The 26936-nt window shown below is 69.8% G+C and carries 26 protein-coding genes; 13 read left to right on the top strand and 13 right to left on the bottom strand.

The features are described 5' to 3' along the window. The first annotated feature begins 118 nt into the window (after positions 1 to 118). Entirely contained in the window at positions 119 to 2644 is a 2526-nt protein-coding gene (locus ACVTJA_RS05270; protein WP_465834320.1) for a sodium-translocating pyrophosphatase, read from the top strand. Positions 2645 to 2735: 91 nt separating this feature from the next. Here ACVTJA_RS05270 and ACVTJA_RS05265 read toward each other — a convergent pair whose 3' ends face one another. Then, positions 2736 to 3056 carry a transcriptional regulator gene (locus ACVTJA_RS05265; RefSeq protein WP_465834318.1) on the bottom strand — a complete coding sequence of 107 codons (321 nt, stop codon included), beginning with the start codon at positions 3054 to 3056 and terminating at the stop codon, positions 2736 to 2738. After that, positions 3053 to 3619 carry an SPW repeat domain-containing protein gene (locus ACVTJA_RS05260; RefSeq protein ID WP_465834317.1) on the bottom strand — a complete coding sequence of 189 codons (567 nt, stop codon included), beginning with the start codon at positions 3617 to 3619 and terminating at the stop codon, positions 3053 to 3055. The genes ACVTJA_RS05265 and ACVTJA_RS05260 overlap by 4 nt, the downstream gene beginning before the upstream one ends. Before the next feature lie 273 nt (positions 3620 to 3892). Between ACVTJA_RS05260 and ACVTJA_RS05255 the strand changes: the two genes are divergently transcribed. From ACVTJA_RS05255 to ACVTJA_RS05245, 3 genes are all read left to right on the top strand, one after another. Further along, positions 3893 to 4096 carry a cold-shock protein gene (locus tag ACVTJA_RS05255; RefSeq protein ID WP_002635980.1) on the top strand — a complete coding sequence of 68 codons (204 nt, stop codon included), beginning with the start codon at positions 3893 to 3895 and terminating at the stop codon, positions 4094 to 4096. 97 nt (positions 4097 to 4193) lie between these two features. Beyond that, positions 4194 to 4760: an endonuclease dU gene (locus ACVTJA_RS05250; RefSeq protein ID WP_465834314.1), complete on the top strand. Its 567-nt coding sequence runs from the start codon at positions 4194 to 4196 to the stop codon at positions 4758 to 4760. A 207-nt stretch (positions 4761 to 4967) separates the two neighbouring features. Beyond that, a complete protein-coding gene (locus tag ACVTJA_RS05245; protein WP_465834312.1) occupies positions 4968 to 5402 on the top strand; it encodes a hypothetical protein in 435 nt (144 codons plus the stop codon). A gap of 111 nt (positions 5403 to 5513) precedes the next feature. On the opposite strand, the gene ACVTJA_RS05240 is transcribed toward ACVTJA_RS05245, so the two are convergent. Together ACVTJA_RS05240 and ACVTJA_RS05235 are read right to left on the bottom strand one after the other, a co-directional pair. After that, positions 5514 to 6050: an NUDIX hydrolase gene (locus ACVTJA_RS05240; protein ID WP_465834310.1), complete on the bottom strand. Its 537-nt coding sequence runs from the start codon at positions 6048 to 6050 to the stop codon at positions 5514 to 5516. 143 nt (positions 6051 to 6193) lie between these two features. Beyond that, positions 6194 to 6751, bottom strand: a complete 558-nt coding sequence (locus tag ACVTJA_RS05235) for a DUF2378 family protein (protein WP_465834309.1) — start codon at positions 6749 to 6751, stop codon at positions 6194 to 6196. Between the two features lie 57 nt (positions 6752 to 6808). Between ACVTJA_RS05235 and ACVTJA_RS05230 the strand changes: the two genes are divergently transcribed. After that, positions 6809 to 7561, top strand: coding sequence for a hypothetical protein (locus ACVTJA_RS05230; protein WP_465834307.1), 753 nt, complete (start codon positions 6809 to 6811; stop codon positions 7559 to 7561). 29 nt (positions 7562 to 7590) lie between these two features. Beyond that, entirely contained in the window at positions 7591 to 8349 is a 759-nt protein-coding gene (locus ACVTJA_RS05225; protein WP_465834305.1) for a hypothetical protein, read from the top strand. A gap of 666 nt (positions 8350 to 9015) precedes the next feature. Here ACVTJA_RS05225 and ACVTJA_RS05220 read toward each other — a convergent pair. The 4 genes from ACVTJA_RS05220 to ACVTJA_RS05205 form a co-directional block, all read right to left on the bottom strand. Further along, complete coding sequence (locus ACVTJA_RS05220; RefSeq protein ID WP_465834303.1) at positions 9016 to 12135, bottom strand: efflux RND transporter permease subunit; 3120 nt, start codon at positions 12133 to 12135, stop codon at positions 9016 to 9018. A 36-nt stretch (positions 12136 to 12171) separates the two neighbouring features. After that, the gene (locus tag ACVTJA_RS05215) at positions 12172 to 13278 is read right to left on the bottom strand and encodes an efflux RND transporter periplasmic adaptor subunit (RefSeq protein ID WP_465834302.1); all 1107 of its coding nucleotides are present in this window, start codon (positions 13276 to 13278) and stop codon (positions 12172 to 12174) included. Then, positions 13275 to 14042 (bottom strand): TetR/AcrR family transcriptional regulator, encoded by a 768-nt coding sequence (locus tag ACVTJA_RS05210; RefSeq protein ID WP_465834300.1) that lies wholly within the window; start codon positions 14040 to 14042, stop codon positions 13275 to 13277. Before ACVTJA_RS05210 ends, ACVTJA_RS05215 begins: the two co-directional genes overlap by 4 nt. Before the next feature lie 190 nt (positions 14043 to 14232). Further along, entirely contained in the window at positions 14233 to 14934 is a 702-nt protein-coding gene (locus ACVTJA_RS05205) for a DUF2293 domain-containing protein (protein ID WP_465834298.1), read from the bottom strand. 137 nt (positions 14935 to 15071) lie between these two features. Here ACVTJA_RS05205 and rnz point away from each other — a divergent pair, with 137 nt between their 5' ends. Further along, positions 15072 to 15995, top strand: coding sequence for a ribonuclease Z (gene rnz, locus ACVTJA_RS05200; RefSeq protein ID WP_465834296.1), 924 nt, complete (start codon positions 15072 to 15074; stop codon positions 15993 to 15995). Positions 15996 to 15998: 3 nt separating this feature from the next. Here rnz and ACVTJA_RS05195 read toward each other — a convergent pair whose 3' ends face one another. Next, a complete protein-coding gene (locus ACVTJA_RS05195) occupies positions 15999 to 16514 on the bottom strand; it encodes a hypothetical protein (protein ID WP_465834295.1) in 516 nt (171 codons plus the stop codon). 367 nt (positions 16515 to 16881) lie between these two features. On the opposite strand from ACVTJA_RS05195, the gene ACVTJA_RS05190 reads away from it, so the two are divergent. The 4 genes from ACVTJA_RS05190 (at position 16882) to ACVTJA_RS05175 (ending at position 21433) form a co-directional block, all read left to right on the top strand. After that, entirely contained in the window at positions 16882 to 17652 is a 771-nt protein-coding gene (locus tag ACVTJA_RS05190; protein ID WP_465834293.1) for a rhomboid family intramembrane serine protease, read from the top strand. Positions 17653 to 17829: 177 nt separating this feature from the next. Further along, positions 17830 to 19530 (top strand): amidohydrolase, encoded by a 1701-nt coding sequence (locus tag ACVTJA_RS05185; protein WP_465834291.1) that lies wholly within the window; start codon positions 17830 to 17832, stop codon positions 19528 to 19530. 310 nt (positions 19531 to 19840) lie between these two features. Then, positions 19841 to 20410: a hypothetical protein gene (locus ACVTJA_RS05180; RefSeq protein WP_465834289.1), complete on the top strand. Its 570-nt coding sequence runs from the start codon at positions 19841 to 19843 to the stop codon at positions 20408 to 20410. A gap of 222 nt (positions 20411 to 20632) precedes the next feature. Then, complete coding sequence (locus ACVTJA_RS05175) at positions 20633 to 21433, top strand: hypothetical protein (protein ID WP_465834288.1); 801 nt, start codon at positions 20633 to 20635, stop codon at positions 21431 to 21433. 32 nt (positions 21434 to 21465) lie between these two features. Here ACVTJA_RS05175 and ACVTJA_RS05170 read toward each other — a convergent pair whose 3' ends face one another. Beyond that, positions 21466 to 23472 carry a hypothetical protein gene (locus ACVTJA_RS05170; RefSeq protein WP_465834287.1) on the bottom strand — a complete coding sequence of 669 codons (2007 nt, stop codon included), beginning with the start codon at positions 23470 to 23472 and terminating at the stop codon, positions 21466 to 21468. Here ACVTJA_RS05170 and ACVTJA_RS05165 point away from each other — a divergent pair. After that, on the top strand, positions 23453 to 24910 hold the full coding sequence (locus ACVTJA_RS05165) for a DUF6068 family protein (protein ID WP_465834285.1): 1458 nt from the start codon (positions 23453 to 23455) through the stop codon (positions 24908 to 24910). The two genes, ACVTJA_RS05170 and ACVTJA_RS05165, sit on opposite strands and share 20 nt — an antisense overlap. After that, positions 24907 to 25227: a DUF4286 family protein gene (locus tag ACVTJA_RS05160; RefSeq protein ID WP_465834284.1), complete on the top strand. Its 321-nt coding sequence runs from the start codon at positions 24907 to 24909 to the stop codon at positions 25225 to 25227. The genes ACVTJA_RS05165 and ACVTJA_RS05160 overlap by 4 nt, the downstream gene beginning before the upstream one ends. Before the next feature lie 54 nt (positions 25228 to 25281). Here ACVTJA_RS05160 and ACVTJA_RS05155 read toward each other — a convergent pair whose 3' ends face one another. The 3 genes from ACVTJA_RS05155 to ACVTJA_RS05145 form a co-directional block, all read right to left on the bottom strand. Further along, entirely contained in the window at positions 25282 to 25827 is a 546-nt protein-coding gene (locus ACVTJA_RS05155) for a GNAT family N-acetyltransferase (RefSeq protein ID WP_465834282.1), read from the bottom strand. Between the two features lie 125 nt (positions 25828 to 25952). Then, positions 25953 to 26390, bottom strand: coding sequence for an organic hydroperoxide resistance protein (locus tag ACVTJA_RS05150; RefSeq protein ID WP_465834281.1), 438 nt, complete (start codon positions 26388 to 26390; stop codon positions 25953 to 25955). Between the two features lie 17 nt (positions 26391 to 26407). Continuing rightward, complete coding sequence (locus tag ACVTJA_RS05145) at positions 26408 to 26863, bottom strand: MarR family winged helix-turn-helix transcriptional regulator (protein ID WP_465834280.1); 456 nt, start codon at positions 26861 to 26863, stop codon at positions 26408 to 26410. Between the last annotated feature and the right edge of the window lie 73 nt (positions 26864 to 26936).

Here is a 26936-nt window from a genome sequence, read left to right as displayed (position 1 = left end):
CGCGCGGCGTCCCCGCTCGCAGGCGGCCAACCCCTCGACACCACTCCCTGTTTCCCGCGACTCGCGGAGCTTCCAGCCGCGCGTCTGGACTTGAGACTCTGTGAGGAGTTGCACCCCTATGACACCCACCGTTTCACGGATGGACGCACTCCGGAAGTGCGTCACCGGTACAGCCACGAAAGTCCTCGGGCTTCTGACGGTCCTTGTAGCCAGCGCCGCCCACGCCAGCGAGGCGGACCTCGTCCTCCCCAACTTCAGCGAAGTCACCTTCATCGGTGGTCTCAACGGCCAGCAGTTGTTGCTGTCCGGCATCGCCGTCTGCGTCGTTGGCCTGGTGTTCGGCTTCCTCCAGTACGCCAGCCTGCAGAAGATGCCCGTCCACAAGGCGATGCTCGACATCTCCGAGCTCATCTATGAGACGTGCAAGACGTACCTCATCACCCAGCTCAAGTTCATCGGCGTCCTCTGGGCGCTCATCGCGGTGGTGATGGTCGGCTACTTCGGCTTCCTGCGGCACATGGACGCCGGCCGCGTCGTCATCATCCTGGTGGCCAGCCTCGTCGGCATCGCCGGCTCCTGCGGCGTGGCCTGGTTCGGCATCCGCGTCAACACCTTCGCCAACAGCCGCACCGCCTTCGCCAGCTTGCGTGGCAAGCCCTACCCCACCTACGCCATTCCGCTGCAGGCCGGTATGTCCATCGGCATGGTGCTCATCAGCACCGAGCTGCTGCTGATGCTGGCAATCCTCCTCTTCATCCCGGCGGACTTCGCGGGCCCCTGCTTCATCGGCTTCGCCATCGGTGAGTCGCTCGGCGCGTCCGCGCTGCGCATCGCCGGCGGCATCTTCACCAAGATTGCCGACATCGGCTCCGACCTGATGAAGATTGTGTTCCGCATCAAGGAGGACGACGCGCGCAACCCGGGCGTCATCGCGGACTGCACCGGCGACAACGCGGGCGACAGCGTGGGCCCCTCCGCGGACGGCTTCGAGACCTACGGCGTGACGGGCGTGGCGCTCATCACCTTCATCCTGCTGGCCGTCGAGGTGCCCTACCGCATCGAGCTGCTCGTGTGGATTTTCATGATGCGCATCGTGATGGTGCTCGCGTCGCTGGCGGCCTACGGCCTGAACAACCTGTATCAGGGTGGCAAGTACAAGAACGCGGACCACATGAACTTCGAGCACCCGCTCACCGCGCTGGTGTGGGTGACCTCCATCATCTCCGTGGGCCTGACCTTCCTGGTCAGCTACCTGCTCATCCCCAACCTCGGCGGCGACAGCACGCTGTGGTGGAAGCTGTCGGCCATCATCACCTGCGGCACCCTGGCCGGCGCCATCATCCCCGAGGCCATCAAGGTCTTCACCTCCACCGAGAGCCGCCACGTGCGTGAAGTCGTCACGGCGAGCCGCGAGGGTGGCGCGTCCCTCAACGTCATCTCCGGCCTCGTGGCGGGTAACTTCTCCGCCTACTGGATGGGCCTCATCATCGCCGGCCTCATGGGCCTGGCGTTCTGGTTCAGCGGCGCGGGCGAGGCGGGCCAGGGCGTGGGCCAGCTGATGATTGCCGCGCCGGTGTTCGCCTTCGGCCTCGTGGCCTTCGGCTTCCTCGGCATGGGCCCGGTGACGATTGCCGTCGACTCGTACGGCCCGGTGACGGACAACGCGCAGAGCGTCTACGAGCTGTCCCTCATCGAGAACGTCCCCAACGTGAAGGACGAGGTGAAGCGCGACTTCGGCTTCGTGCCCGACTTCGAGAAGGGCAAGGAGTACCTGGAGGAGAACGACGGCGCGGGCAACACCTTCAAGGCCACGGCGAAGCCGGTGCTCATCGGCACCGCGGTGGTGGGCGCCACGACGATGATTTTCTCCATCATCGTGCTCCTCGTCGGCATCACCACCGGCCCGGGCGGCGAGCAGGTGCTCAACGTGGACAAGGCGCAGTTCCTGTCGCTGCTCCACGCCCCGTTCCTCCTCGGCCTCATCACCGGCGGCGCCATCATCTACTGGTTCTCCGGCGCGTCCATGCAGGCCGTGTCCACCGGCGCCTACCGCGCGGTGGAGTTCATCAAGGCCAACATCCGCCTGGAGGGCGTGGAGAAGGCCAGCGTGAGCGACTCGAAGAAGGTCGTGGAAATCTGCACGCAGTACGCGCAGAAGGGCATGATCAACATCTTCCTCGTGGTGTTCTTCAGCACGCTCGCCTTCGCCTGCCTCGAGCCGTACTTCTTCGTCGGCTACCTCATCTCCATCGCCATCTTCGGCCTGTACCAGGCCGTCTTCATGGCGAACGCGGGCGGCGCCTGGGACAACGCGAAGAAGCTGGTGGAGACGGAGCTGAAGGCCAAGGGCACGGAGCTGCACGCGGCCTGCGTCGTCGGCGACACCGTCGGCGACCCGTTCAAGGACACGTCCTCCGTGGCGCTCAACCCGGTCATCAAGTTCACCACCCTCTTCGGCCTGCTGGCGGTGGAGCTGTCGGTGGAGCTGAAGGCCTCCGGCCAGGGCGCGCTCACGGCCGTCCTCGCGGCGGTGTTCTTCGTCCTGTCGACGGTGTTCGTGTACCGCAGCTTCTACGGCATGCGCATCCAGAGCGTCGCCGGCACCACCGAGGTGAAGGCGGACGCGGCGGTGAAGACGGCCTGAGCCGTCCAAACGCTTCGCTGAAGTGACACGAGCGGCGGGGTGCCTTCAGGGTGCCCCGCCGCTTCGCTTTTCCGGGGCCCCGTGCCTCGGGTCAGCTCGTGACGCGGAAGGCCGGCGGGTCGATGCGCGTGGAGCGGCACTCCGGGCAGGCCCCCGGCCGGGTGAGGCGCTTGCGGTCCTTGAAGGTGAAGCCGCACTGGATGCAACTGGCGGGCAGCACCACCAGTCGCAGGCCCTGCGCCTTGAGGGACTTCTCCAGGTGGGTGAGGTGGTCGGCCACGTCCTTCTCGGAGATGCCCACCAGGGCGGACAGGTCCTTCGCGGTGAGGCCACGCTCCGGCGCCGAGGCCAGCGCCGCCTCCAGCGCGCCTCGCACCGTGCTGCCGCGCGCTGGAGGGACGGGAGCGCTCACGCGCCAATCGCCTCCGGGTCCGTCGCCAGCTCGCCGCCCAGGTGCATGCCCGTCTGGCACCGGTAGTCCGTCACCAGCGAGGCCAGAATCGTGGACACCCCCACGACGACATGGATGGCCGCGGCCACCGGGCTGCGCCTCGCGTACCCCAGCACGAAGGGCGCGAGGATGGCGGACGCACCGTAGACGTAGTCCGCGATTTCGTGCGCCTCGATGGGGATGAGCTTGGTGAGGCTCATGCGGTAGTCGGTGAGCAGCGAGACGCCGATGACGGAGGAGCCCAGCGCCAGCCCCGCCGCCTTCGCCACCGGGTCATCCGACAGGATGCCCGCGACAATCGAGGCGGCGCCGCCCTTGTAGTCCAGGAGCGAGTGGACGTCCTGCGGAATCCATCGGCGCAACGGCAACTTACCGAACAGCGGGCGCGAGAGGATGCCCGCCGCGGCGCTCTTGTCCAGGGCGCGGTGGACCACCCGGCGCAGGCCGGTGTCCGGGACATGGGCCTCGGCCTGGGGCGGTGGGATGAGGGAGGTGGAGATGTTCGGGGTCTGCGGCTCGGCCATGGCGGCGCTCCTTCCGGTCGTCCGTTCGTGACGCTGCCGCCAAGGTAGGCACGTGGCCTGTTTCGCATGGCGAAAGGCCCCTCGCCTGCCCGGTGCCGGGGGGGTGGGAGGCATGTTTCACTCCGTTTCAGGACCTCCCGCCCGGCCAGCAGGCAGGGGGGCTTCCACTCGGCCGCCCGCTCCATGCAAACTAGGGAACGCAGTAGGGGCCTTCGGATTCTCAGAGGGCGAAACGCCGCGGCGCGAGCCGCTCTGAACGAGAGAACGCGATTCATGGCAACTGGTACCGTCAAGTGGTTCAACGATGCGAAGGGCTTTGGCTTCATCGTGCAGGATGGCGGCGGTGAGGACGTGTTCGTCCACCACAGCGCCATCAACATGGATGGATTCCGCACGCTGCAGGAAGGCCAGAAGGTGGAGTTCGAGGTCGGCCGCGGCCCCAAGGGACTGCAGGCGCAGAACGTTCGCGCGGCCTGAGTAACGCTTTCTGAAGACGTCCTAGCCCGGTCTCGCCCCCGCGAGGTCGGGCTTTCTCTTTGCGGGCCACGGGCGCCTCCTGAGAGGCTGTGTGCCCATGCGCCTGCCCCGCATTCCCCGAGTCATCGGCTTCGACGATGGGCCCTTCGCGCGCCGCCCCGGCGCCGCCGTGCCGCTGGCGGGCGTGGTGTGCGGCGGCACGCGCTTCGAGGGGCTCGTCTGGGGACGCGTGCGGCGCGACGGCTGGAATGCCACGCGCGAGGTGGTCCGGCTGCTGGAGGGCGGCAAGTTCCTCCCGCAGCTCCACCTGGTGCTGCTGGACGGCATCGCCTTCGGCGGCTTCAACGTGGTGGACCTGCCGGAGCTCGCCGCGCGGCTGAAGAAGCCGTGCGTGGCGGTGATGCGCCGGCCGCCAGACCTGGACGCGGTGGAGCGCGCGCTGCGGCGGCTGCCCCGCGCGGACGAGCGCTGGGCGAAGCTGAAGCGCGCGGGGCCCATCCACCAGTTGGGCGGCTTCACCTTCCAGGTACAGGGCGCTGAAGCCGCGCTGGTGGCGGACGCGCTCGCCCGGGTGACGGACCGGGGCCTCGTGCCCGAGGCGCTGCGGCTGGCGCACCTCATCGGCTCGGCCGTCGTCACGGGTGAGAGCGGACAGCGCGCGTAGGAGCCGGGCCCACCCCGCATCAGGTGCCACGCGAGGATTGCACCCGCGCGGGACGCGAATGCCAGGCGGCGGCAATGTTCCGTCCGGTCCAGCCTGCTCCCACGCAAGCATTTCCCATAATTCCAGGCTGGCCAGAGTACACGGGGGGTGACGTGCATTCGAATGTCTATGTTTGTTATTCTTTCCCTCGCTGGGGAGGGAGCACGCATGTACGAAGTCACCAATGATACGAATCGTCGCACCATCACGGCCCGCCTGAGTGGGTTCGTCCGCCCGAACGAGATGAAGGACTTCGCCGCGGCCTACAAGGCCGCGACGGACGTGTACGGTGGAGGAAGGCACCTGGTGCTCGCGGACATGCGCGGCCTGCGGACGCTGGAGCCGGAGTCTGCGGCGATTTTCGGCGAGGTGGTGTCGTATGGCCGGCAGCGCGGCTGCCTGATGTGCGCGCACGTGTCGGACTCCACCATCTCCCGCCTCCAGACGGCGCGAGTGGCCTCGGAGTCCGCGCCCGGTGACGACATCACCGTGGACTGCGTGTCGCTGGAGGAGGCGCAGACCCAGCTCGCCAAGGCCCGCGCGAAGTACTTCCTCGGCACGGAGCCGGTGCCCGTCGCGATGGCGCACGCGGCGGCGCGCTGAAAGACAGCCACCCGAGAGCCAGTACGGCGCGGTCCGCGAGCCCCGAGCGATGCGCACGTCCCAAGCGGGCGTGGGGCGCGTCGCGGGCGGGGCCAGCCGAGCGTGGTGCTTTCAGCCCCGGCGGCGCTTCGCATCCTCCAGGTAGGCGCGCACCAGTGAGGAGATGTTCAGCCGCAGGGCTGTGTCCAAATCGATGAACGCGGCCCACGTCACCTCGCGGCGGTCGATGGTGATGACCGGCTGCGTGTCCACGTCCACCTCCACGAAGGTGACGTGGTCGTCCTTGTTCTCCTCCGAGCCCACCGTCTCGAAGACGGTGCGCAGCGCGGAGGACGGCATCTCCACGCCCACCTCCTCGCGCAACTCGCGGGCGCCACACTCGGGCGCGGACTCGCCCCGGTGGTAGCCGCCGCCCGGCATGCTGAGCTTGTGCTTGTAGGAGTTCTGGAGCAGCAGCACGCGCCCCGCGTGCCACACGCCCACGAAGACGCCGCTCGTCTGGGGGCGGCGCACGAACCAGTACACGCGCGCCAGCGCATACGCGCCCCGGTACGCCGTGCGGGCCAGCGGGTCCAGGAGCCGGTTCAATCCCTCACCGTGAGGGACCTCGGTCTGGTGCACGGAACGGTCATCGGGAAGCGGGGACATGACCGCATCATGGAGGACGTGCGGGGCGCGTGTCCCGCGCGGCGCTTCCACTCCGAGACACGGCGCAGCCACGCTCCCGGCATGTGTTCGATTCAGCCCAGCCTCTTGCATCCCCCGCGAGCAACCGCGGCGCCTCCGGTGCTTCAGCCTCCGCGGCCATCCGTCCAGGTGAGCCGGTAGGTCACGTGCGTGTCGTTGAAGTCGTGCACGCGCACCTCGGGCTGGCGCGCGCCCGTGGCCCGCAGGCCGGCGAGCAGCGCGCCCCGCGTGAAGTAGCGGATGGGCCCCGCCTCGTTCATCCAGAGGTGCACCTCCGTGGGGGACACGTCCTCCAGGCGCACCTCCGTGTAGTTGTTCCCCGAGCGGAACATCTGCCGCGCCCGGCTGACGCCACGCCGTGGCCCCAGCAACTGGATGACGCCGAAGGCCGCGCGCCCGAGCACCGTCTCCCGGTAGCCGTCCACCATGCGCTCGCCGAGCAGCCCGTAGCCCACCTCGTCCGGGACGTCCGGGTGCAGCTCGCGCGCGGCGACGCGGACGGCGGAGCACCATGTGTCGAAGCCGTAGGCCGGCTGGAGCTTGCGGTCCAGGTCCACGCCGACCTCCTTCAAGCGCTCCCGGAGGGTGGGGGTGACGCGCCCCACCAGACCTCGCACGAAGAGGCCTTCCAAGGTGTGCTCGAAGACCATCTTCTCCGGCATGCTCGGGAGTCTAACCCGGTCCAGCCGGGTATTGTACGGGGAGGGGGAACGAATCCGATGGGACTGCAACGACAACTGGCCACCATGGCCATGAGCGCCACGCCGCTGCCGGGGAAGGTGAACTTCCTGGAGGAGGCGGGCATCCCCACGCCGGTGCCGCCGGTGCCGGGCTCGATTGGGGCGGTGGCGCACGAGCCGTTCCTGGCGTTCGACACGAAGCGGATGATGGATTTGCTGGTGGCCTTCACCATCGGCGACTTCCCGTCGGGCGCGGGGTGCTCGGAGTACTTCAACCCGAAGAGCCCCTGGTACAACGTGTTCTACGGGGCGTACGGGGTGCGCTCGTACAAGCGCAACGGGAGCCCGTGGGGCTTCAAGAGCGACGGCCGTCCGGACGTGGCGGAGATGCTGGAGGTTCCGCACCTCGACTACAACTTCCTCACGGCGGGGGAGCTGGGGTGCCCGGCCTCGAGGATGTGCTTCGAGGTGTTGGACGTGGCGCAGGGGCGCGAGGGCCCGTGGCACACGGCGGACGTGGCGTGCATCGTCCCCAGCGGGCTGCACCGGGTGGAGGACGCCGAGGCGCCGGACCTCACGTACTACGCGGTGTTCGGCGTGCCGGAGGAGGACTACCTCGCCGGTGGGCGCGAGAGCTACGAGCCGGTGCGCATGCGCGGGCGCATGTACTGGCGCCCCGTGGCGGAGCGCCTCACGCTCGTCTGGGGAGGACTGTGCCCGGACACGCCCGAGGGACAGAGGCTCATGCACACCATCATCGACACGATGACGCCGCACTACGCGGGGAGGTGAGACACCTTCCATCCTGGGCGCGGGCCCATATGACCTCCTTGAAGCGCGTGGTGCCACTCCTGCTGCTCACCAGTGGTTGCGCCTCCACGCCTCCGCCGAACACCACCGCGCACGATGCCACCATCGCCAGGGGTCCCTGGTCCGAGGTTCCCGCCGTCGAGATGACCTCGGGAGACAGTTCCATCCCCATCGAGCTCCTGCGGGACGTGGCGGATGCGATTCTCAAGCGCCCGGGGGCGAAGGTGTGTGACCCGCAGGCGCGACGTCCCATGCGGGGGCTCTCCATGGAGTACTGCTCGACCGTCTACGTCGCGGGAGACCGCGCCTCGCTGTCCTGGCGCGTGAGTGAGCCCATTCCTGGAGGACAGGGCGCTTGCCGCCCGTTCTTCAAGGTTCAGGATGAGGACTACCCTGCGGCGCAGGTGTGGGTCGTGGGGTACGTCCACAATCATCCGTGCGGTGCACCGCCGTCCTCCAACGACATGGGTACATGGCCGACGAATGCATTCGACCCGTACGTCGCCATGGCGGAAGTGCGCCTGATTCCAGGCAACCCGGCTCCGGCCCTGCACAAGAACACTGCCATCGAGATGGCGTCAGCAATCGTTGCGGAGCGGCAGGACGGCACCCGAATCTACCTGCGCTACTTCCCCACGGGAGAGGTCCAGCAGTGGAGCATCTCGAAATCCACATGGGTCCCCCTCGGGCGCTGTGCCCCTCGGGGGCTCGAGAGTCACGCCTTCACACCCCGCTGCACCGAAGAACCCTTGCGGCTATTGCATGAATAGCCGCGAGTGCCCCCAGATTCGGAGGCAGGAGAGAGAGATGCTAAAGCGGTGTGCGCTCGCTGTGCTCGCGGCACTCCTTCCTGGATGTGCAACACGGAGTTCCGCATGGAAGGGCAAGGTCGAATGGCCGGACGAGCACTCCGCCAAGCTCGTTGGCCAACCCATGGAGGCAGGAGCAGGACTCGCTGCGGCAGCCGCCGTTCGCGAGATGGTGAAGAAGAACCCCTTCCCGCACCTCTTCGACGGCTGCACCAGCCCGGAGCAGGGCCTGGACGTCGCCATCTTCACGGGTCCGACGGCAGGCCTCTACTACGTCGTGCTGCATCAGCGCTTCGACCGATGCGGTGGCCCGCGTGGACGCGTACTCGATTGGTGGTTCGAGTACGCGGTCACGCCGCAAGGTGAGGTGGTGGCAGAGGCTCCGCCGGGAGGAGAAAGCGAGGATCCAGAGTCATCCGACAAACCGAGCCTACCGCCTTCCGAGCAGACCCCACCGGCTAACGCGCAGCCCCAGGGGATGGAGGGTGAGCCACCGGCACCCGCACAACAGCCAGTGCCAGCTCCCCCTCCCGCACCTCCTTCGCCCGAGCCTTCCGCTCCCAATCCCTGAGCGAGTCCCAGGCAGCACAGGCCCGCGGCTTCGCACGCCGCGGGCCCACGGCTTCCTCAGGCCGCCTTGCCCGGCCCGTGGTCCACCGCGGACGCCGCGGACGTGGCCGGAGTCTGCGTGACACGGCGGCGGCGGAAGCCAATCTGCTCCATGCCCGCGAACACCACCGGCACCACCAGCAGCGTCAGGAACGTGGACGTAATCACGCCACCAATCACCGCGATGGCCATGGGCGCGCGGAACTCCGAGCCCGTGCCCGTGCCAATCGCCGTGGGCACCATGCCGATGGCCATCGCGGCGCTCGTCATCAGGATGGGCCGCAGACGCCGAGGCCCCGCCTTCAGCAGCGCCCCGTCCACCGTCTCGCCCTCGCGCAGGTACTGCAGCGCACCGTCGATGAGCAGAATCGCGTTCTTCGTCACCAGGCCCATCAGCAGGATGATGCCAATCATCGCGCCCATCGACAGGTGGTAGCCCGTCACCACCAGCGCCAGCAGCGCGCCCACCAGCGCCAACGGCAGCGACACCATGATGGTGAACGGGTGCTTGAAGGACTCGAACTGGCTCGCCAGCACCATGTAGATGAAGACGAACGCCAGCCCGAACGCCGTGCCGAACGCGTCGTTCTGCTCGTCCAGGTTCTTCATCTGGCCGTCGTACCGGATGGCATACCCCGGAGGCAGCGGCTGCGCCGCCACGCGCTCCTTCAGCGCCTTGGCGATGTCACCCAGCGCCGCGCCCTTCCCCATCTGCGCGTAGACGGCAATCTGCCGCTCGCGGTTGTCGTGCTCGATGACGCTCGGCCCGTCCTTCATCTCCACCGCCGCCAGGTCCGACACCGGCCTCAGGCCCTGGGACGTGTACACCTCCAGCTCACGCACGCGCTCCGGCGTGGCGCGGTCCTTCTCCGCCAGCCGCACGCGGATGTCCGTCTCCGTCGTGCCCTCGCGCAGCTTCGCCACCACGTCGCCGCTGATGGCCAGCCGCAGCTGCGTGGCCAGCGCCGCCGCATTCACGTCCGCGTCGCTCGCCCGCGCCCGGTCGATGCGCACCTGCATCTCCGGCTTCGGCGGGTTGGCCTCCACGCGCACGTCCGCCGTGCCCGGCAGTTCGCGGAGGATGCCGGCGATGCGCTCGGCCTCCTGCGTGACGCGCGGCAGGTCCGGGCCCGTAATCCGCACCATGATGGGGTAGTAGTCGCCCAGGCCCTCCAGCATCGGCGGGTCGCTCAGGTTGACCCGCGTGGCCACCAGCGCCGGAGCCAGCTTCGCGCGCGCCTCCTCCTTGAGCGACTGGACGCCCCGCTCACGCGCGTCCTTGGGCAACGTCAGCACCCGCAGGCGCGCCTTGTTCACGTCGCCGTTGTTGCCGACGATGGAGTAGACGTCCGTCACCTCGGGGATGGCCTTGAGGAGCGCCTCCGCCTCCGCGGTGCGCGCCTCCGTCTCCGCCAGGCTCGCCGAGTCCGGCAGCGTCAGGTCCACCAGGAACTGCGAGCGGTCCTCCGGCGACATGAACTCCAAGCCCAGCCGGCTCGCCGCGCCGAACGACAGCACCAGCACCAGCAGGGTGATGCCCATCGTGCTCCACTTGTGCCCGAGCACCCAGCGCAGCAGGCCTTCATAGAAGCGCTCGGTGCCATCCAGGAAGCGCCGCAGCGCCGCCGCCACCGCGTTCTCCCGGTGCGTCTCACCCGGCATGCGCGGGCGCGCGAGCCGCGCGGACAGCATCGGGTCCAGCGTGAAGGAGATGAACAGCGACACCAGCACCGCCACGGAGATGGTGATGCCGAACTGCTTGAAGAACTGGCCGACGATGCCGGGCATGAAGGCCACCGGGACGAACACCGCCACCAGCGACATGGTGGTGGCGAGCACCGCCAGGCCCACGTCCCGCGTGCCCTTGGACGCCGCGCTCACCGGGTCCTCACCCTGCTCCAGCCGGTGCGTAATCGCCTCGCGCACCACCACCGCGTCGTCGATGAGCAGACCGATGGCCAGCGACAGCGCCAGCAGCGTCATCTGGTTCAGCGTGTAGTCCAGCACGTACATGATGAAGAACGTGCCGATGACGGAGGTGGGCAGCGCCAGCGAGGAGATGAAGGTGCCGCGCACGTCCAGCAGGAACATCAGGATGATGAGCACCGCCATGGCGCCGCCGAAGACGAGGGCAATCCACACCTCGTGGGCGTTGGCCTTGATGAGCACCGACTGGTCGATGAGCAGCGTGGCCGCGAAGCCGTTGCCCACCGCCGGCGCCATCTGCTCCATCACCTTCTTCACCGCCTGGCTCACCGCCAGCGTGTTGGAGCCCGGCTGCTTCACGATTTCGAGGATGACGGCGTCATGGCCGTTGAGGCGCGCCAGCGTGCGCCGCTCCGCCACGCCGTCCGTCACCGTGGCGATTTCCTCCAGGCGCACCTGCGCGCCCGTCTTGCTGCGCGCCACCGGCAGCGCGCGAATCTCCTCCACGTCCTTGAACTGCCCCAGCGAGCGCACCGTCAGCTCGCTGGCCCCGAGCTGGAGCCGGCCCGCCGGCAGGTCCAAGTTCTCCGCGCCCACGCGCTGGGCAATGGCCAGCGGGGACACGCCCGCCGCGCGCGCCTTGTCCAGGTCGATGTCGATTTGAATCTCGCGCGTGTCGCCGCCGGTGACACGCACCTCCGCGGCGCCCTCCAGCTGCGCGAGCGCGGGGGTGACGCGGTCATCGATGAGGCGGCGCAGCTCCTGCGAAGGCAGGTTCGCGGACACCGCGTAGGTGAGGATGGGCGTGGCGGACAGGTCCACGCGGCCGATGACGGGCGCGTCCGCGTCCTGCGGCAGCTTGTTGGCGATGCCCGCCACCTTGTCGCGCACGTCCTGCACCGCGCGGTCCAGCGGCGCGGTCAGCTTGAACTGCACCACCACCGTGCCCAGGTTCTCGCGGCTGAAGGAGTGAATCTTGTCCACGCCGCTGATGCCGGCGACGGCATCTTCAATCGGCTTGATGACCTGCGTTTCGATTTCGCCGGGGCCCGCGCCCTTGTAGACGGTGTTGATGATGACCACCGGGAAGGACACGTCCGGGTACAGGTCCGTGCCCACGCGTCCCAGGCCCATGAGGCCCAGGACGATGAGGCACAGCGACAGCATGGCCGTGAAGACGGGCCGGCGGATGGAGACGTCGCTGAGAAACATGGGGAGGCTCCAGGAGGGCCTTGCGAAAGAGAGCCGCTACTTCACGGAGACGCGGGTGCCCTGCGAGAGGCCCGGCGTCGGGTAGTCGATGACGGACTCCAGCGGCGTGGGGGCCAGCACCACCACCTCGCGCTCGCGCCGCTCCAGCACCTGCACGTCCACGCGCCGCACCTCGCCGCCCTGCACCACCCAGACGTGGTCGCCGTTGTTGGACTGAAGCGCCGTGCCCGGCACCACCTGCGCGGCCTGCGACTCGCCCAGGGGCAGCACCGCGCGCCCCAGCGTGTGCGCCACGAAGCGGCCGTCCGCGTTGGGCACGGACAGCTCCACCGGCACGCGGCGGGTCGCGGAGTCCGCGGAAGGAAGGACGGTGCGCACCACCGCCTCCTCCGTAGAGGCCTTCGCGCCGACGGACTCCACGCGCACCTTCACGCCGGGCTTGAGGCGCGAGCGCATGGACTCGGCCACCGTCGTCTTGAGCAGCAGCGTGTCCAGGTTCTCCAGCGTGAAGAGCGGCATGCCCGGAGCCACCGTGGCGCCCGTCTGCTCCGGCGCGTCGATGATGGTGCCCGCGAAGGGCGCGCGCAGCTCGTGCCGGCGGCGCGCGGCGCGGGCCTGGGCGAGCTGCGCCTTGGCCGCCAGCAACTGCGCCTGGGCCTGCGCGGCGGTGGCGGCGGTGGAGCGGTTCTGCAAGTCGCTCACCCCGCCCTCCTGCTGGAGCTTCACGTTGCGCGCGGCCACGTCCGCGGCCATGGCGGCGGAGGCCTCGGCGGCGGCCACCGCGGCCTCGGCCTGGGCCACCTGCGCGTCGGAGATTTCCGGGTCCAGCTGCGCGAGCACGTCGCCCTTCTTCACCGCCTGCCCCTTCGTCACCTTCACCGCGGCGAGCCGGCCGCCCACCTCGAAGCCGACCTGGAGGCCCTGCGCGGGGAAGAGCGTGCCCGTCACCTGCTCGCTGGGCGCGGCCTGGACGGTGCGCGCGGGGACGACCTTCACGGCGGGCGCCGCCTCGGGCGTGGCCACCGGCACCGTCGGCGCCGAGGAGGCATCCGCCTTCTGACAGGCGGACAGTGACAGCGCGGCGGTGGCCAGGCCGACAGCGGCCAGCGCGCGGGCGGAGGACGGCTTCCGGGTGGAGTTCACTTGGGTTTCCTCGGGGTGCGACGGGTCTTGGCGCGGGCGGCGGGCCGGCGCGTGGAAGGGGTGGGACGCGGGGCGCGGGCGGACAACTTCGCCGGAGCTTCGTGAGGCTCCTCGGAGCGAGGCATGGTGCCCTCCTGGAACAGCCGCTGGAGCGTGCGGGACCAGGCCTTCAGGTCCGGCTTCTCGCGCATGCGCGCCATCTGCTTGGACAACAGCAGGTAGGTGCCGACGATGACGGAGCCGAAGAGGTGCGGATCCATGTTCCGGGCCACCGCGCCGGCCTCCTGCAGGCGCTCGACGTTCCGGGCGATGCGCTCCACCTGTGCGTCCGTCACGCGCCACAGCAGCGACTCGAACTCCGTGCCCTGGCTGCCGCTGAGGAGCACCCACGCGACGTCACGGTGGGCCCACACCCACTCCATGGCCTCCAAATCAGACGCGGACTCCAGCTCGATGAGCTGCTGGAAGCGCGCGCTGTGCTCCCGCCTGTCCTTCGGGCCGGGCACACCGTGCTCCTCGAAGAAGCGCTCCACCTGCTCCATGCGCCGCGCGTTCAGCGCGTCCAGGCCCGACTGGAAGGCGCCCACCACCTCGCCGAAGAGGGCCTCCTTCGAGGGAAAGTGCAGGTAGAAGGCGCCCTTCGACAATCCACACGCCGCGGTAATGTCCTCGATGCGCGCGCCGCGCAGGCCCTTGCGCGCGAACTCCGCCCGGGCGGCGGCCACCAGGGCGCTGCGAGCATGAGGGTCCGCGGGACGAGCCATGACTGCCCCGTTACTAACCCGCCGGTCAGAAACAACGCAATCGAGGCTGAATCACGAGTCAGGAACCCACACTGCGCGGCTTATCCCTTTGTGAAGAAGCGGCCTGCAACACCGGGGACAAGGTGCGCTGGAAACACGCCCCTGCCCTCCGGGGAGGGGGCACCGGAACCGCCGTGGGGCGCAGGTGCTCTCAGGCGCCCTCGGGGCGCGGCTTCACGGGCGCGGCGAGGGCGGTGCAGAGCGGGCAGGCGCTGGGGCCGTGGGGGATATCGCGGCGGTGGAGGTCCAGCACGGCGCGTGAGATTTCAGCCAACTCGCGGCGCACCTCCCGGCGGGCGCCCTTCACGCGGGCGATGCGCATGCTGTCGTAGGCGGTCGTCTGGTGGCGCATCCAGGCGATGACGGCGGCCTCGGCGCGGCGCTCAATGGGGATGCGCTCGGTGCGGGCCACGGTGCCGCTACCCACGGGGGTGGCGTGGGCGGCGACGAGGACGGCCAGCCGCTTCGCGTGAGGCAGCCACGCCGGGGAAAAGGCGAGGAAGCGCAGCACGGCGTTGGCGAAGTCCACCTCGTAGTCGGCCTGCTCGCGGGCGCGGCGCTCGCGGCCGGCGGCCAGCTTCTTCTCGTAGGCGGGGGTGGCGCGCTCGGCGTCGAGCACCGCGCGGGCGCGGACGATGTGGGCCTCCGGCGCCCACACTCCGCGAGAGAAGAGCTTCCGTCCCACCTTCTCCACCACCGTCCAGGAGGGGCCGGCGGCCTTCACCCGGCGCGTGAGGCCGGCGTCGCCCGGGGGAAGGAGGGCCCAGCCCTCGGGCACGGTGAGGACGCGGCCGTCCTGGGTGCGCACGCGGCGGGGGTCGGCGGTGGGGCCTACAGTCAGGGAGTCGGACATGACGAGTGTCAGGGGGGCGGCCTCATAGCCCAGGGAGCGTCAGTCAGGGAAGCACGGGGGCGTCCAACCCTGGTAAATGGCCGCCTCGCGCCGCATATCGGGCGCACGGAGGTCCTCTTCGCGTGGGAAGCGCTGGCATGTCCCTCCTCAGGCTCACCTTCCTCGGCACCTCCGCCGCGCAGCCCACGCTGCATCGCAACCTGTCCGGGCTGGCGGTGAAGGCGGACGCGGATCTGCTCCTCTTCGACTGCGGTGAGGGCAGCCAGCGGCAGATGGTGCGCTTCGGCACCGGCTTCACCGTGGACGCCGTCTTCTTCACGCACTTCCACGCGGACCACTACCTGGGAATCATCGGCTTCCTGCGCACGCTGGGGATGATGGGCCGCACGGAGCCGGTGCGCCTGTACGGCCCGCCCCCGGCGAAGCGGCTGCTCCATCAGGCCGTGCACCTGGGGCTGGAGTCGCTGGCCTTCCCCGTCGAAATCCACGAGGTGAAGGACGGGGACGTGGTGCGCCGCAATGGCTACGCCATCCACGCGGTGGGCGTGGACCACCGCATCAACGCGCTGGCCTACGCGCTGGTGGAGGATGACCGGCCCGGCCGCTTCAACCTGCAGAAGGCGCGCGAGCTGGGCGTGCCGGAGGGCCCCAGCTTCGGGAAGCTGCAGAAGGGCGAGTCCGTGACGCTGGCGGATGGGCGCGAGGTGAAGCCGGAGGACGTGCTCGGCGCGGCGCGGCCCGGGCGGCGGCTCGTCATCTCCGGGGACACGCGCCCCTGCGCCTCCGTGGTGAAGGCGGCGAAGGACGCGGACCTGCTGGTGCACGAGTCCACCTTCTCCGACGACGAGCAGGAGCGGGCGCTGGAGACGCGCCACTCCACGGCGCGCGAGGCGGCACGCGTGGCGAGGGAGGCGGGGGCGCGGCGGCTGGTGCTCACCCACCTGTCCAGCCGCCACGACACCGACCCCGGGAGGCTGCTCGCGCAGGCGCGCGAGGAGTTCAAGGGGCCGGTGGAGGTGGCCTTCGACGGGCTCACCGTCGAGCTGCCGCTGCGGGACTAGCGACTACTGAATCTTCTCAGCCTGGGCCTTCAGCGAGGTGGCGGACTCGGTGTCCACGCGCTGGATGAGCTCCCACTCCATCTGCTCGTCGCGGTTGAAGTTGCCGGTGTCCGTGCGCGGGGCGGCCTCGTTGCGCTCGGCGGGGCCGGTGTTGTCCGCGCCGCGCGACTCGGTGGAGATGCGCTTCCAGTACTCCAGCGAGCACTGGCCGGGGCCCTTCTCGACGCCGCGCACGAGGTAGGCCACGTACGTGGTGCCGAGCGAGGACGGGGCGCCCTCCATCTTGAACTCGGTCATCGCCTCGAAGCCCTCCTTGCCGGCGCGGAAGGAGTAGCCCTTCTCCTTCAGCATGGCGACGGCCTGGGGCCACACCTCGCCAATGGGCTTGCGGTAGACGTGCTCGCGCGCCTTCTCGTGCAGGAAGGCCTCGCGGCGGTGGCCGGCGCAGGCGGTGGTGAGGGAGACAGCGGCCAGCAGGAGCAGCGCCGTGGCGCCGCGACGGGACAAAGACAGGTTCATTCTCATGGCTCCGCGAGAGTGTGCGGCGCGCAACCATCCCTCACTCACGGCCCCGCCGCCAAGTGCCTGTCCAGACAGTTGTCTGGAACAACTGTCCATGCCCCACGCTCAGCGTATGGGTATGGCTTTCCCAGGTACTCCAGTAACAGGGATGCCACCGGCTCCGGGGCCTCCCGTGCCCGTGCGAGCGGCGCCGGCGGGGGGATGGAGCGCGAGGTGACGGGAATCTGGCCCACCCGAGGCCGTCCCCCCTAACCTCGCTGTTTCGGGGCGCGAGCGCCGGGTAGCGCCCCGCGTCGAACGCCGCATTCCGGTTGCCATTCCCGTGCCCCACGGGGCGCACCGTGCACATGATGCGAGACCAGCGATGATTCCCATCAGCGACGACAACCCGACCCTGCGCACCCCCGTGGTGACGTACCTGCTGCTCGGCGCCATCCTCTTCACCTGGGTGGTCATCCAGGGCGCGGGGCTGGATGAAATCAAGCTGGCCGAGAGCCTGTGCGCCTACGGCATGGTGCCGGCGAAGCTGGCCGGCCTGCTGCCGCTCGGCTCCATCCTGAAGCTGGGAGACGGGCTGTCGTGCGGCGTCACCGACCCGCTGCTCGACAAGCTCACTCCCGTCACCTCCATGTTCCTGCATGGCGGGTGGATGCACCTCATCGGCAACTGCCTCTTCTTCTGGGTCTTCGGCAACAACGTCGAGGACAGCATGGGGCGCTTCCGCTTCCTCGTGTTCTACCTGGTGTGCGGCCTGGCCGCGGCGGCCGCGCACGTGCTGGTGGACCCGACGTCCACGGTGCCCACGGTGGGAGCCTCCGGCGCCATCTCCGGCATCATGGGCGCCTACCTCGTGCTCTACCCGCGCGTGCGGGTGAACATGCTGTTCGTCCTCTTCATCTTCATCCAAATCATCCCGGTGCCCGCCTGGGCGGTGCTGCTGTGGTGGTTCGTGGTGCAGGTCATCAGCGGCCTGCCGCAGTTGATGACCATGGAGCAGGTGTCCGGCGGCGTGGCCGTCTGGGCGCACGTGGGCGGCTTCGTGGCCGGCGTGGTGCTCATCAAGCTGTTCCGCAACCCGCGCTACACGACGCAGCGCACCTCGTGGCGGCACCGGCTGCACCCGGACCACCCATAAGACGCACCGCTGCTCGCGGGGCAAAGACATACAGGCGTGGGCCGCGCGCAATGCCTCACAGGCCGCGGCCGCCTGCCCGCGCGGCAAGTCACTGGCTCCACACCGCCGACCTGGGCCAGAGTGCCCGCGCCGCCCGCCCAGACCCGGGACGGGCCTTGCAGGCAGGTGCGAGACACGATGCTGCGACGAATCGGCGGACTCTTCGGTGCGGTGCTCCTTCTGGCGGGCCTGGCCGGCTGCGCACGGCGAGGCCCGGAGGCGGGCGGTGGCACCTCCCAGGCCTCGGGCACCACGGTGTACGTGGCCGCGCGCGTGCGGACGCTGGACGCGGACAAGCCGGTGGTGACGGCGCTCGCGGTGCACGACGGCAAGGTGCTGGCCACGGGCACGAAGGACGAGGTGCTGGCCGCGGCCGGAGCGGACGCGCGCGTGGTGGACCTGGGCGACGCCACGGTGGTGCCGGGCCTCACCGACGCGCACGGCCACCTGGCGGGCCTGGGCAGCGGGCTGGTGACGGTGGACCTGGAGGGCGCGGACACCAGGTCGGAGGCGGTGGCGCGCGTCGCCGCGGCCACCCACGTGGCGTACCAGGGCGAGTGGCTCCTCGGCCGCGGGTGGGACCAGAACGACTGGCCCGAGAAGGCCTTCCCCACGCGGCGGGATTTGGACGCGAAGTACCCCACCACGCCGGTGGCGCTGGGCCGCGTGGACGGGCACGCGCTGTGGGTCAACAGCGAGGCGCTGAAGCGCGCGAAGATTGGACGTGACACGAAGGACCCGGCGGGCGGGCGCATCCTCCGGGGGCCGGACGGCGAGCCCACCGGCATCCTCGTGGACAACGCCATGGACCTGGTGGAGGCCGTCGTGCCGCCGCCCACGGAGGCGCAGCACGCGGCGCGGATGAGGGCCGCGCTGGAGCGCAGCGCCCAGGCGGGCCTCACCGGCGTGCACGACGCGGGCATGGACCTGCGCACCTTCCGCCTCTTCCAGAAGTGGGACGCGGAAGGGACGTTGCCCCTGCGCATCTACGTCATGGCGGACGGCCGCACGTCCGACCACGAGACGTACCTGAAGGAAGGCCCCTTCGAGGGGAAGATGCTCACCCTGCGCGCAGTGAAGTTCAGCATGGACGGCGCGCTGGGCAGCCGGGGCGCGGCGCTGCACCAGGACTACAGCGACGAGCCCGGCCACCGGGGCCTGCTGCTGCTCTCTCCCGAGGAGTACGAGCGGCGCGCCACCGCCTTCATGGGCAAGGGCTTCCAGGTGTGCACGCACGCCATTGGAGACCGGGCCAACACCCTTGTGCTGGACACCCTCACCCGCGCGGCCGCGGCCACCGGCACGAAGGACGGCCGGCACCGCGTGGAGCACGCGCAGGTGATGCGCCTGGAGGACATCGACCGGCTGGGCAGGGAGGGCTTCATCGCCAGCGTGCAGCCCACCCACGCCACCAGCGACATGCCGTGGGCCGAGACGCGCGTGGGCCCGGAGCGCATCCGCGGCGCGTACGCGTGGCAGCGGCTGAAGGCGTCCGGCGCAGTGCTCGCGCTGGGCAGCGACTTCCCGGTGGAGCGCCCGGACGTGCTGCTCGGACTGTATGCGGCCCGCACGCGGCAGGACGCGAAGGGGCAGCCCGCGGCGGGCTGGTACCCGGACCAGCGGCTGAGCGGCCAGGAGGCGCTGGAGGGCTTCACCGTGGGAGCCGCCTACGCCTCCTTCGCGGAAGCGCGGCGCGGCCGTCTGCAGCCGGGCATGGACGCGGACTTCGTCGCGCTGTCCGTGGACCCGGTGGACGCGCCCGCCTCCGAGCTGCCCGGCGCGAAGGTGCGCCTGACGGTGGTGGCCGGCGCGGAGGTCTTCCGCGCTCCGGGCACCTGAGTCCCTCCGGAATGCAGTGAGGTGATTCACTGTCTGTCTTTCCGGCCCGTGTTACGTGTACGCTGAGGCACGGGCTGGAAAGGCGGTCACACTGTAGTGTTGCAGCACAGCGGCCATAAACCCGGGAATAGTCTGAGAGCAATGCTGCTGTGGGCGGCGCTCCAGAGCGGGGACACCCGGTTGCGGCACGCCCGAGGAGTTCACGGCCAGCTATTTTCGCTGGCTTGCAGGGTGGCCTAGCATACAGATTCACCGCCTACTCCGGTCGGGCTACATCGGCTCCATCGGCGGGCGCGGGGGGCAGCGAGTCGTGACATCTTCACTGTCTGGGGTGCATTACAAAGGCTTCACCGTCCAGAACCTGCTCGCCTATGTGCATGAGCGGTTCGGCGAGGAGACGGCGCGCCTGGCAGTCGAGTCGCTTTCACCAGAGCTTCGGCCACACACGGACCCGCGCACCACGCTGGCGGTGGGCTGGGTGCCGGTGGAGGTGTACTTCGGAATCGTGCAGCACGTGGTGGACCAGCACTTCGAGGGCAAGGCCGCGGGTGCGCAGACGATTGGCTACGAAGTCACGCTGCGCGACATCCACTCCATCTTCAAGATGGTGCTGCGCTTCACCACGCCCAACATGGTGCTGGGCATGGCGCGGCGCATGTGGCGCTCGTACTGCGACCAGGGCGAGCTGCTGCACACGGATGAGAACGGCTCGGGCGTGCTGACGCTGCGCCAGTTCTCGTACCAGACGCCGGTGTCCCTCAACGAGCTGGCCGGCGGCTTCAGGGCGTACCTCGAGTGCTCCAGCGCCAAGAATCCGCGCGTGGAGGTCATCGCCCCCGGGCCCGACGGCTCCCTGCGATGGCGCATCACCTCGGGTTAGTCGCCAGGGTCCCGCCACCCCACATGGCGGCGTCGCTGTAGGCGCCGCCCGCACCCGGGTCCGTCACGCTCCCGCACCGACGGCGTGACGGCGGCGCCAATAATGGTGACTACTGTGCAGATGAAGCGTTGCGGCTTGAACGCGGGCCTCGGGGTGTGGCACACGCGCGCCACCCTTCCGGACCGGCCGGCGTTCCGAGACCCACACCCCAGGAAGTGCGCAATGCTTCGCAAGCGGTGGCAGTCGTGGCGGGTGCTCCCCGCGCTATTCCTGTGTGGCTGTGGCGGCCCCGTGATGGATGGGGACGGAGCGCCGCCATCAGGCGAGAGTGCGCAGCCCGTGCTGCACGCGCCGGCCGCCCCCGCCAGCGGCAACGTCCTGGACGGCACCGCGTACATGGGCCGCGTGGAGCTGGGCGGCGCGGTGCAGACGCGCTTCACGGAGGACCCGCAGCACCTGTCCTTCGGCTTCAGCGTGCGCCCGGGCGCGCAGGTGCGGCTGGAAGTCACCCACCTGGGCAGCAGCCCCCACCTGAACACGGGCCTGTTCGTGTACGGCCCGCGCCGCGCGGACGGCAGCTACGGCGACGTGGTGCTCGCGCGGGACGACGACGCGGGCTACGGGCAGCTCAGCAAGGTGGACGCGCTCGCGCTGGCGCGGGGGGGGGAATACCTCGCGGTGGTGAGCAGCGGCAGCGGCTCGGGCAGGCAATTCCGCCTGCAATTGGATTGCGTCAACGGCGCGTGCGCCCCGGTGGTGGACGCGGCGCTGTATCGCCAGTGTGATTTGGACGTGGCGCTGCCCATCAAGGAGTGCATCGAGGGCACGGTGGCCGAGTACGGCGTGTCCCTGGCGGACGCCTACGACAGCTGCACCGGCCCGGACGACGCGCACGCCTTCTACCGCGAGGCGTGCCACGCCGGCGGCACCGGCCCGGCGTGGTGCGAGGGCGGCGAGGCCCAGTTCACCCTGCGGATGTGGCCCGTGTGCCAGGACCACTTCCTGCACGACTACGGACTTTGAGAGCCCGGCTCGTGTGAGCCGGGCTTTGAGACCTACAGCTCCGCCGAGTAGCTGATGGACTGGATGCGGTGGTTGAGCTCGTCCTGCGCGGACTGGCGCTCCTTCATCAGCCGCTCCAGCTCGCGGCCGATGGCCTCCAGCCGGTCCTCCTGCTCGTTGAGCTTCGCCACGAAGCGCTCCGCCAGCTCGCGCTGGGACGCGCCGCTCTTCAGCGACTCGATGTTGGAGCGGATGCGCTCCTGGTCCTTGAAGAGCTGCTCTCGCTCGGCCGTAAGGCGCTGCTCGTCGCGCGACAGCGCCTGTACCCGCTCGCGCAGGGCCACCACCTCGCGCAGCGCGTCCGCCACCTGCCGGTCGATGTAGCGCGACGACACGAAGTACATCACCTCGTCCAGGCCCACGTTCGAGATGAGGTACTGGCGCTGGCCGCGCGTGCGCTCGGCCACCACCAGCTCGTCCTGCGTGCCCGGCGCCAGCTCGCGCTTGAAGCGCCAGAAGCCGTCCGTCGTCTCCGCGGGCTCCGGCGCGTCCTTCATCAGCTCCCAGCCCGTGCGCGGGTGCTCCACGAAGAGCACCTGAGGCCGCTGCGCCTTGTTGCGCACCAGGTACTTCGTCTGCCGCACGTGGAAGTACTCCACCACCAGCGTGCCGCGCGTCACCACCGCGCGGAACACCGGCCCGTCCTCCATCTTGTCCTCCACCGACACCACGCACCCCAGCTCCACCGCGTACGGCACGAAGCGCCTGTCGTTGGGCTTCATCGTGTCCAGCATCGCCTCGCCCACGTAGCGCTCGTCCTCGGACACCGTCACGGGGCCGCCCTCCAGCGTCAGGCCCGTGGTGTTCTTCAGCTCGATGCACGCCATGGGGTTCTTCTCGCGCGTGGCGCGGTTGTAGAGGAGCACGCGGCGGCCCTCGAAGGGCTTGTGCAGAATGGGCACCAGCGCGCTCTGGTTGCGGTGCACCGTCACCGGCCGGTCCACGCCGTACTCGAAGAGGTCGCCCACCTCCTTCGTCAGCGTCGTCACCGCCATGCTCTGCTCCAGCGCCTCGCGCAGCCGGGGGCCGCCTCCGCCCGGTGCTCCTCCGACGAGCGCCTTCTCCTGGCGGGCCCGGCGGGGCGCCGCCATGGGCGCCATCGCCGGCGCGGCCACGGCGGGCGGAGGCGCGGCCACCGAGCCCGCCATCATGTCCATGCCGCCGAAGCTCTCCTCGGGAATCACCGGCGCGGCGGCGGCCTCCGTCCTCACCTCCACCACCGGGCGCTTCATGTAGCGGGGGTTGTAGAGGTCGTGCACGAAGGAAACCGGCAGGCCGGCGATGAGCGACAGCCGCACGTCCACCCAGTCCTCGTCACCGGTGTTGTCCACCAGCGCCCAGCCCTGGAGCAGCGGCGGCTCGCCCTCGTCGAGGAGGATGCGGTAGCTCGTCTTCCATACCGGCGACTCCACCACGTAGCTGACGAACAGCTCGCGCTCGCCCTGGCCCGAGGTGAGGATGGCCATGCGCTTGGTGTCCTTCTTGTACGAGGACAGCACCGTGGCCAGGTAGAACTCCAGGTCCTTGCGCACCGCCTCGTCGAGGAACTCCAGCTCGGAGATTTCCAGCACGTCGAAGGTGCGCAGCGAGCCGCCCACCAGCAGCGACAGGAAGGGGCGCTCCACGCTCGTCTCGCCCGCCGCCACCTCCAGCGAGTCCAGGCCGATGATGGAGCCCTCCACCTGCCCGCCGCCCACGCGCGCCCGCACCCGCGCGCCCTTGATTTGCCCCAGCAGCGCCGTGAGGCTGCCGTCCGGCGGAATGCGGATGGTGGCCTCCGCCAGCAATTGCTCCAGCGGCTTGGTGGAGTCGTAGCTCACCGCCGACACCGAGCCGCCCGACAAGTCCAGCACCGTGAGGGACTTCAGCACGTCGTTCATGTCGCGCGCCTTGAAGTCCAGGTTCAGCGTGTCGCTGCCGCTGACCTTTCCACGGCGCTCGAAGTAGCCGACACCATGTTTGTAGAGAACGACACGGCGGATGGGCAGGTTCGTGGGCATGAGGCGCGTAACTCCAGAATTGTTGGGGACGGCCAGCGCCCCCGGTGTATCAAGCCCCGCCAGGGGTCGCGCAATGCCGGCCCCCTACGAGGACTCCCGTATGAGAAAGAGCCCCGCCCCCTTCCTGTCGCGCGCTTCGCTGTTGTGCGCCGCGTTGGCCCTCGCGCCCGGTTGCAAAAGCGTGGAACCGAAGCCCACCTCTCCGCCTCCTGACGAAACGCCCTCGGGCCAGGACGCCGGCTCGGCACCCGCGCCGGAGGCGGGGGCACATACGCTGGATGCGGCCACGTCCGGGACACCCGCGCGGGGCACGTCGCCATGGCAGCGCGCCCGCGTGGGGGACCGCGTGACGTACGCATTCTCCGCCAACCGGAGCAGGCCGGGAGGGCCCGGCGCGCAAGGTGGAATGAACGTTCCTTCCACCGGCCGGAGCGGGCCGGACGCCCGGAGCGCATCGGGTGGAATGAACGTTCCTTCCGCGGTGGCCGGCGTGGTGACGGTGGAGGTGCTGGCGGTGAAGGCGCCGTGGGTGTGGCTGGGCATCTCCTTCGCGGGAGACGGTGGCGCGCCGCTGCCGCAGCCGCGCCTTTCGCGCTCGCTGGTGGTGCCCGTGCGCTCCGACATCACGCGCACGCTGGAGGTGCCGCGCGAAGGCGAACAGAGCGTCGAGCAGTCCACCGCCGCCGGCCGCACGTGGGAGGCGAAGCGCTACCTCGATGACAAGCGCCCGGTGGACGGCCCAATGGAGAACCGCCTCTACGCGGTGGACCCGGGCCCGCTCTACCTCACCAACGGACTCCTGGACGCGAGCACCACGCTGTCCGGCTTCGGCGCCGCGGGCGGCTCGCAGCTCACCCTCATGGAGGTGCGCCAGGGCGCGGCGGAGGCCACCAGTGCGCTGCCCTCGCTCTCGCTGCCCCTGGGCCCGGGCACCTTCTACGACGTGCGCATGGACTCGGGCGGCACCCCGTCCGTGATGCGCACCTGTCTGGCCGCCGAGCGCGGCTTCGTGCTGCGCGTGTTGTCCGCGCCGGGAGAGGACACCCGCGCGCCGTGCCCGGACTTCACGCAGGCGGAGGCCCTGCCGCTGGAGGAGGCGGTGCTCGCACTGGCGATGAACGCGCTGGGCGACGCGCAGTGGCCGCCCCGGCCCGCGGGCGCCTCGGTGCCGACACGCTCGACGCTGGGCTTCGACGGCAGCAAGGTGCCGGTGTTCCAGGTGGAGTCGTCCGAGGACGTGGGCGGCACGCGCGGCGTGCGCGTGGTGACGTACGCCGCGGACCCGTGGGACGCCGCGCTGAATGGGCTCGCGCACGAGGCCCGCTTCCAGGCGCTCGGAGACGTCCTCTACCGCGCCCCGCAGCGCGGCAAGCGCGAGCCGGTGGACGGCACGCAGCTCGTCCAGTGGGGCACCTGGGCGCCGGGAGCGCAGCCATGACGCTCGCCCTCTACGTCGTCGGAATCGAGGTGGAGCCTGGCGCCGAGGAGGCGTGGAACCGCTGGCACGAGGACATCCACGTCCCCGAGGTGCTGCGCGAGCCGGGCTTCCTCTCCTGCCGCAAGTGGCGAGACACCGAGCCGGCGAAGGACGGCTGGGCGCGCTACGTCTGCCACTACGAGCTGACGGAACTGGCCGCCATGCAACGCTACGCGAGCAGCGACGCCGCGAAGCGTTTGCGCGAGGAGTCCCTCACGCGCTTCGGCACCGTCACGCGCTACACGCGCCAGGTGCTCACCGAGGTCAAACGTTTCTGATTCTCGGGAAATGGGTTTCCCACGGGGCCGCCGCGACTCACTTCGCGGCGTGCCTCACGCGGAGAGCGCGGTGGACGCCATCCTCGAGGAAGGCCGCGCGCCGCCCGGCATGAGGAAGTGGCCCTTCGAGTCGGGCGGCAAATCCAGACGCAGACAGAGGTGCCCTGGAGGCGGTGCCTCGCCGGGCGACACGGACGTCTCCTGCGCGCGGAAGCCCATGGACTCGAGGACGCGGCGCGCGGTGTCGTTGCCCGCGCGGACGAAGGCTTCGACATGGCGCAGACCTTCCAGCCGCACGCCACGGCGGATGAGCTCCATGGTGGCCCAGTGGCCCGCGCCGGAGAGCCGGTAGGGCGCCGCCACCGCGCAGCTCAGCCGTGCGTAGCGCGCTTCGCGGTGGATGTTGGAGAGCGCGGCGAGACCGATGACGCCACAGCCCTTCTCCGCGACGGCGAAGAGGCGCGTGGTGCCCTTGGGGCCAGGAGCCGCGCCCGCCTCGGGACGCAGCCACCCGAACACCTCGCCGATGTCCGGGTCCTCGAGCAGCAGGTCCACCGCGCTCGACACGGCGCTCCCGGCGACCTCCATCGGAATCAGCATGCGCTCATGCATTGGTTCGTCCCCCTGCGCAATTACGACTTCAAGGGACGTGCCATTATTCAAATTCAAGCGAGGCCAGCGGACCCGGGAAGGAGCTGCGGGTCCGCCAGCCATGTCATGCGCGGTTACTGCGCGACGGCGAGCTGCACGTCGATGTTGCCGCGCGTGGCCTTGGAGTACGGGCAGACCTCGTGGGCGGCGTGCATCAGCTTCTCGGCCTCGTCGCGGGGCATGCCAGGAAGGATGCCGGTCAGCTTCACCGCGAGGCCGAAGCCGCCGTCCGGCGTCTTGCCGATGGTGACGTCGGCGCTGATGCCCACGCCCTCACCCAGCGTCTTGCCCTGCATGCGCGCCACGAGGCGCAGCGCGCCCTCGAAGCAGGCGGAGTAGCCGGCGGCGAAGAGCGTCTCGGGGTTGGCCTTGGCACCGCCCGGGCCGCCCATCTCCTTGGGCAGGGCGAGCTGCAAATCAATCACGCCGTCGGCGGACTTCACGTGGCCGCTGCGGCCGCCGTGGGTGGTGGCGGAGGTGGTGTACAGCGGGGAGACGGTAACGGGGGCCATGACGTGCTCCTGTGGAATTACTTCGAGGGTTCAGGTTGGGACTTCGACAGCGCTTCGAACAGCCGTTGGACGTCGCGGCGCAGGCGTGACAGCTCCTCGAGCGAGAGGCCCATCTTGCAGACCATCGCCTCGGGAATGGCCAGGGCCCTGCGCCGCAAGGCACGACCCTGGGTCGTGAGGTGGACGCGCACCGAGCGCGCGTCCTCGGTGGACCGCTCCCGCTTCACCATCCCCTGCGCCTCCAGCCGCTTCAAAAGCGGCGTGAGCGTTCCCGAGTCCAGGAACAGGCGCTCCCCCATCTCCTTCACCGTCACCCCATCCGTCTCCCAGAGGACCAACATCACCAGGTACTGCGGGTACGTCAGTCCAAGCTTCGATAGGAGCGGCGCGTAGGCCTGGGTGACGGCCCTCGCCGCCGCGTAGAGCGGGAAGCAGAGCTGCGCGTCCAGGCTGAGCGGGTCATCCACCGACATGGCCAATTAGTAGGACACAATTTAATTGTGCGCAACCAAATCGGCGGCACGAGAGCTTCCGCCGGGGATGCCG

This window comes from Pyxidicoccus sp. M6 (assembly GCF_055568925.1).
The sequence above is the reverse complement of the archived record's forward strand: the minus strand, read 5'-3'. Positions and strand labels throughout refer to the sequence as shown.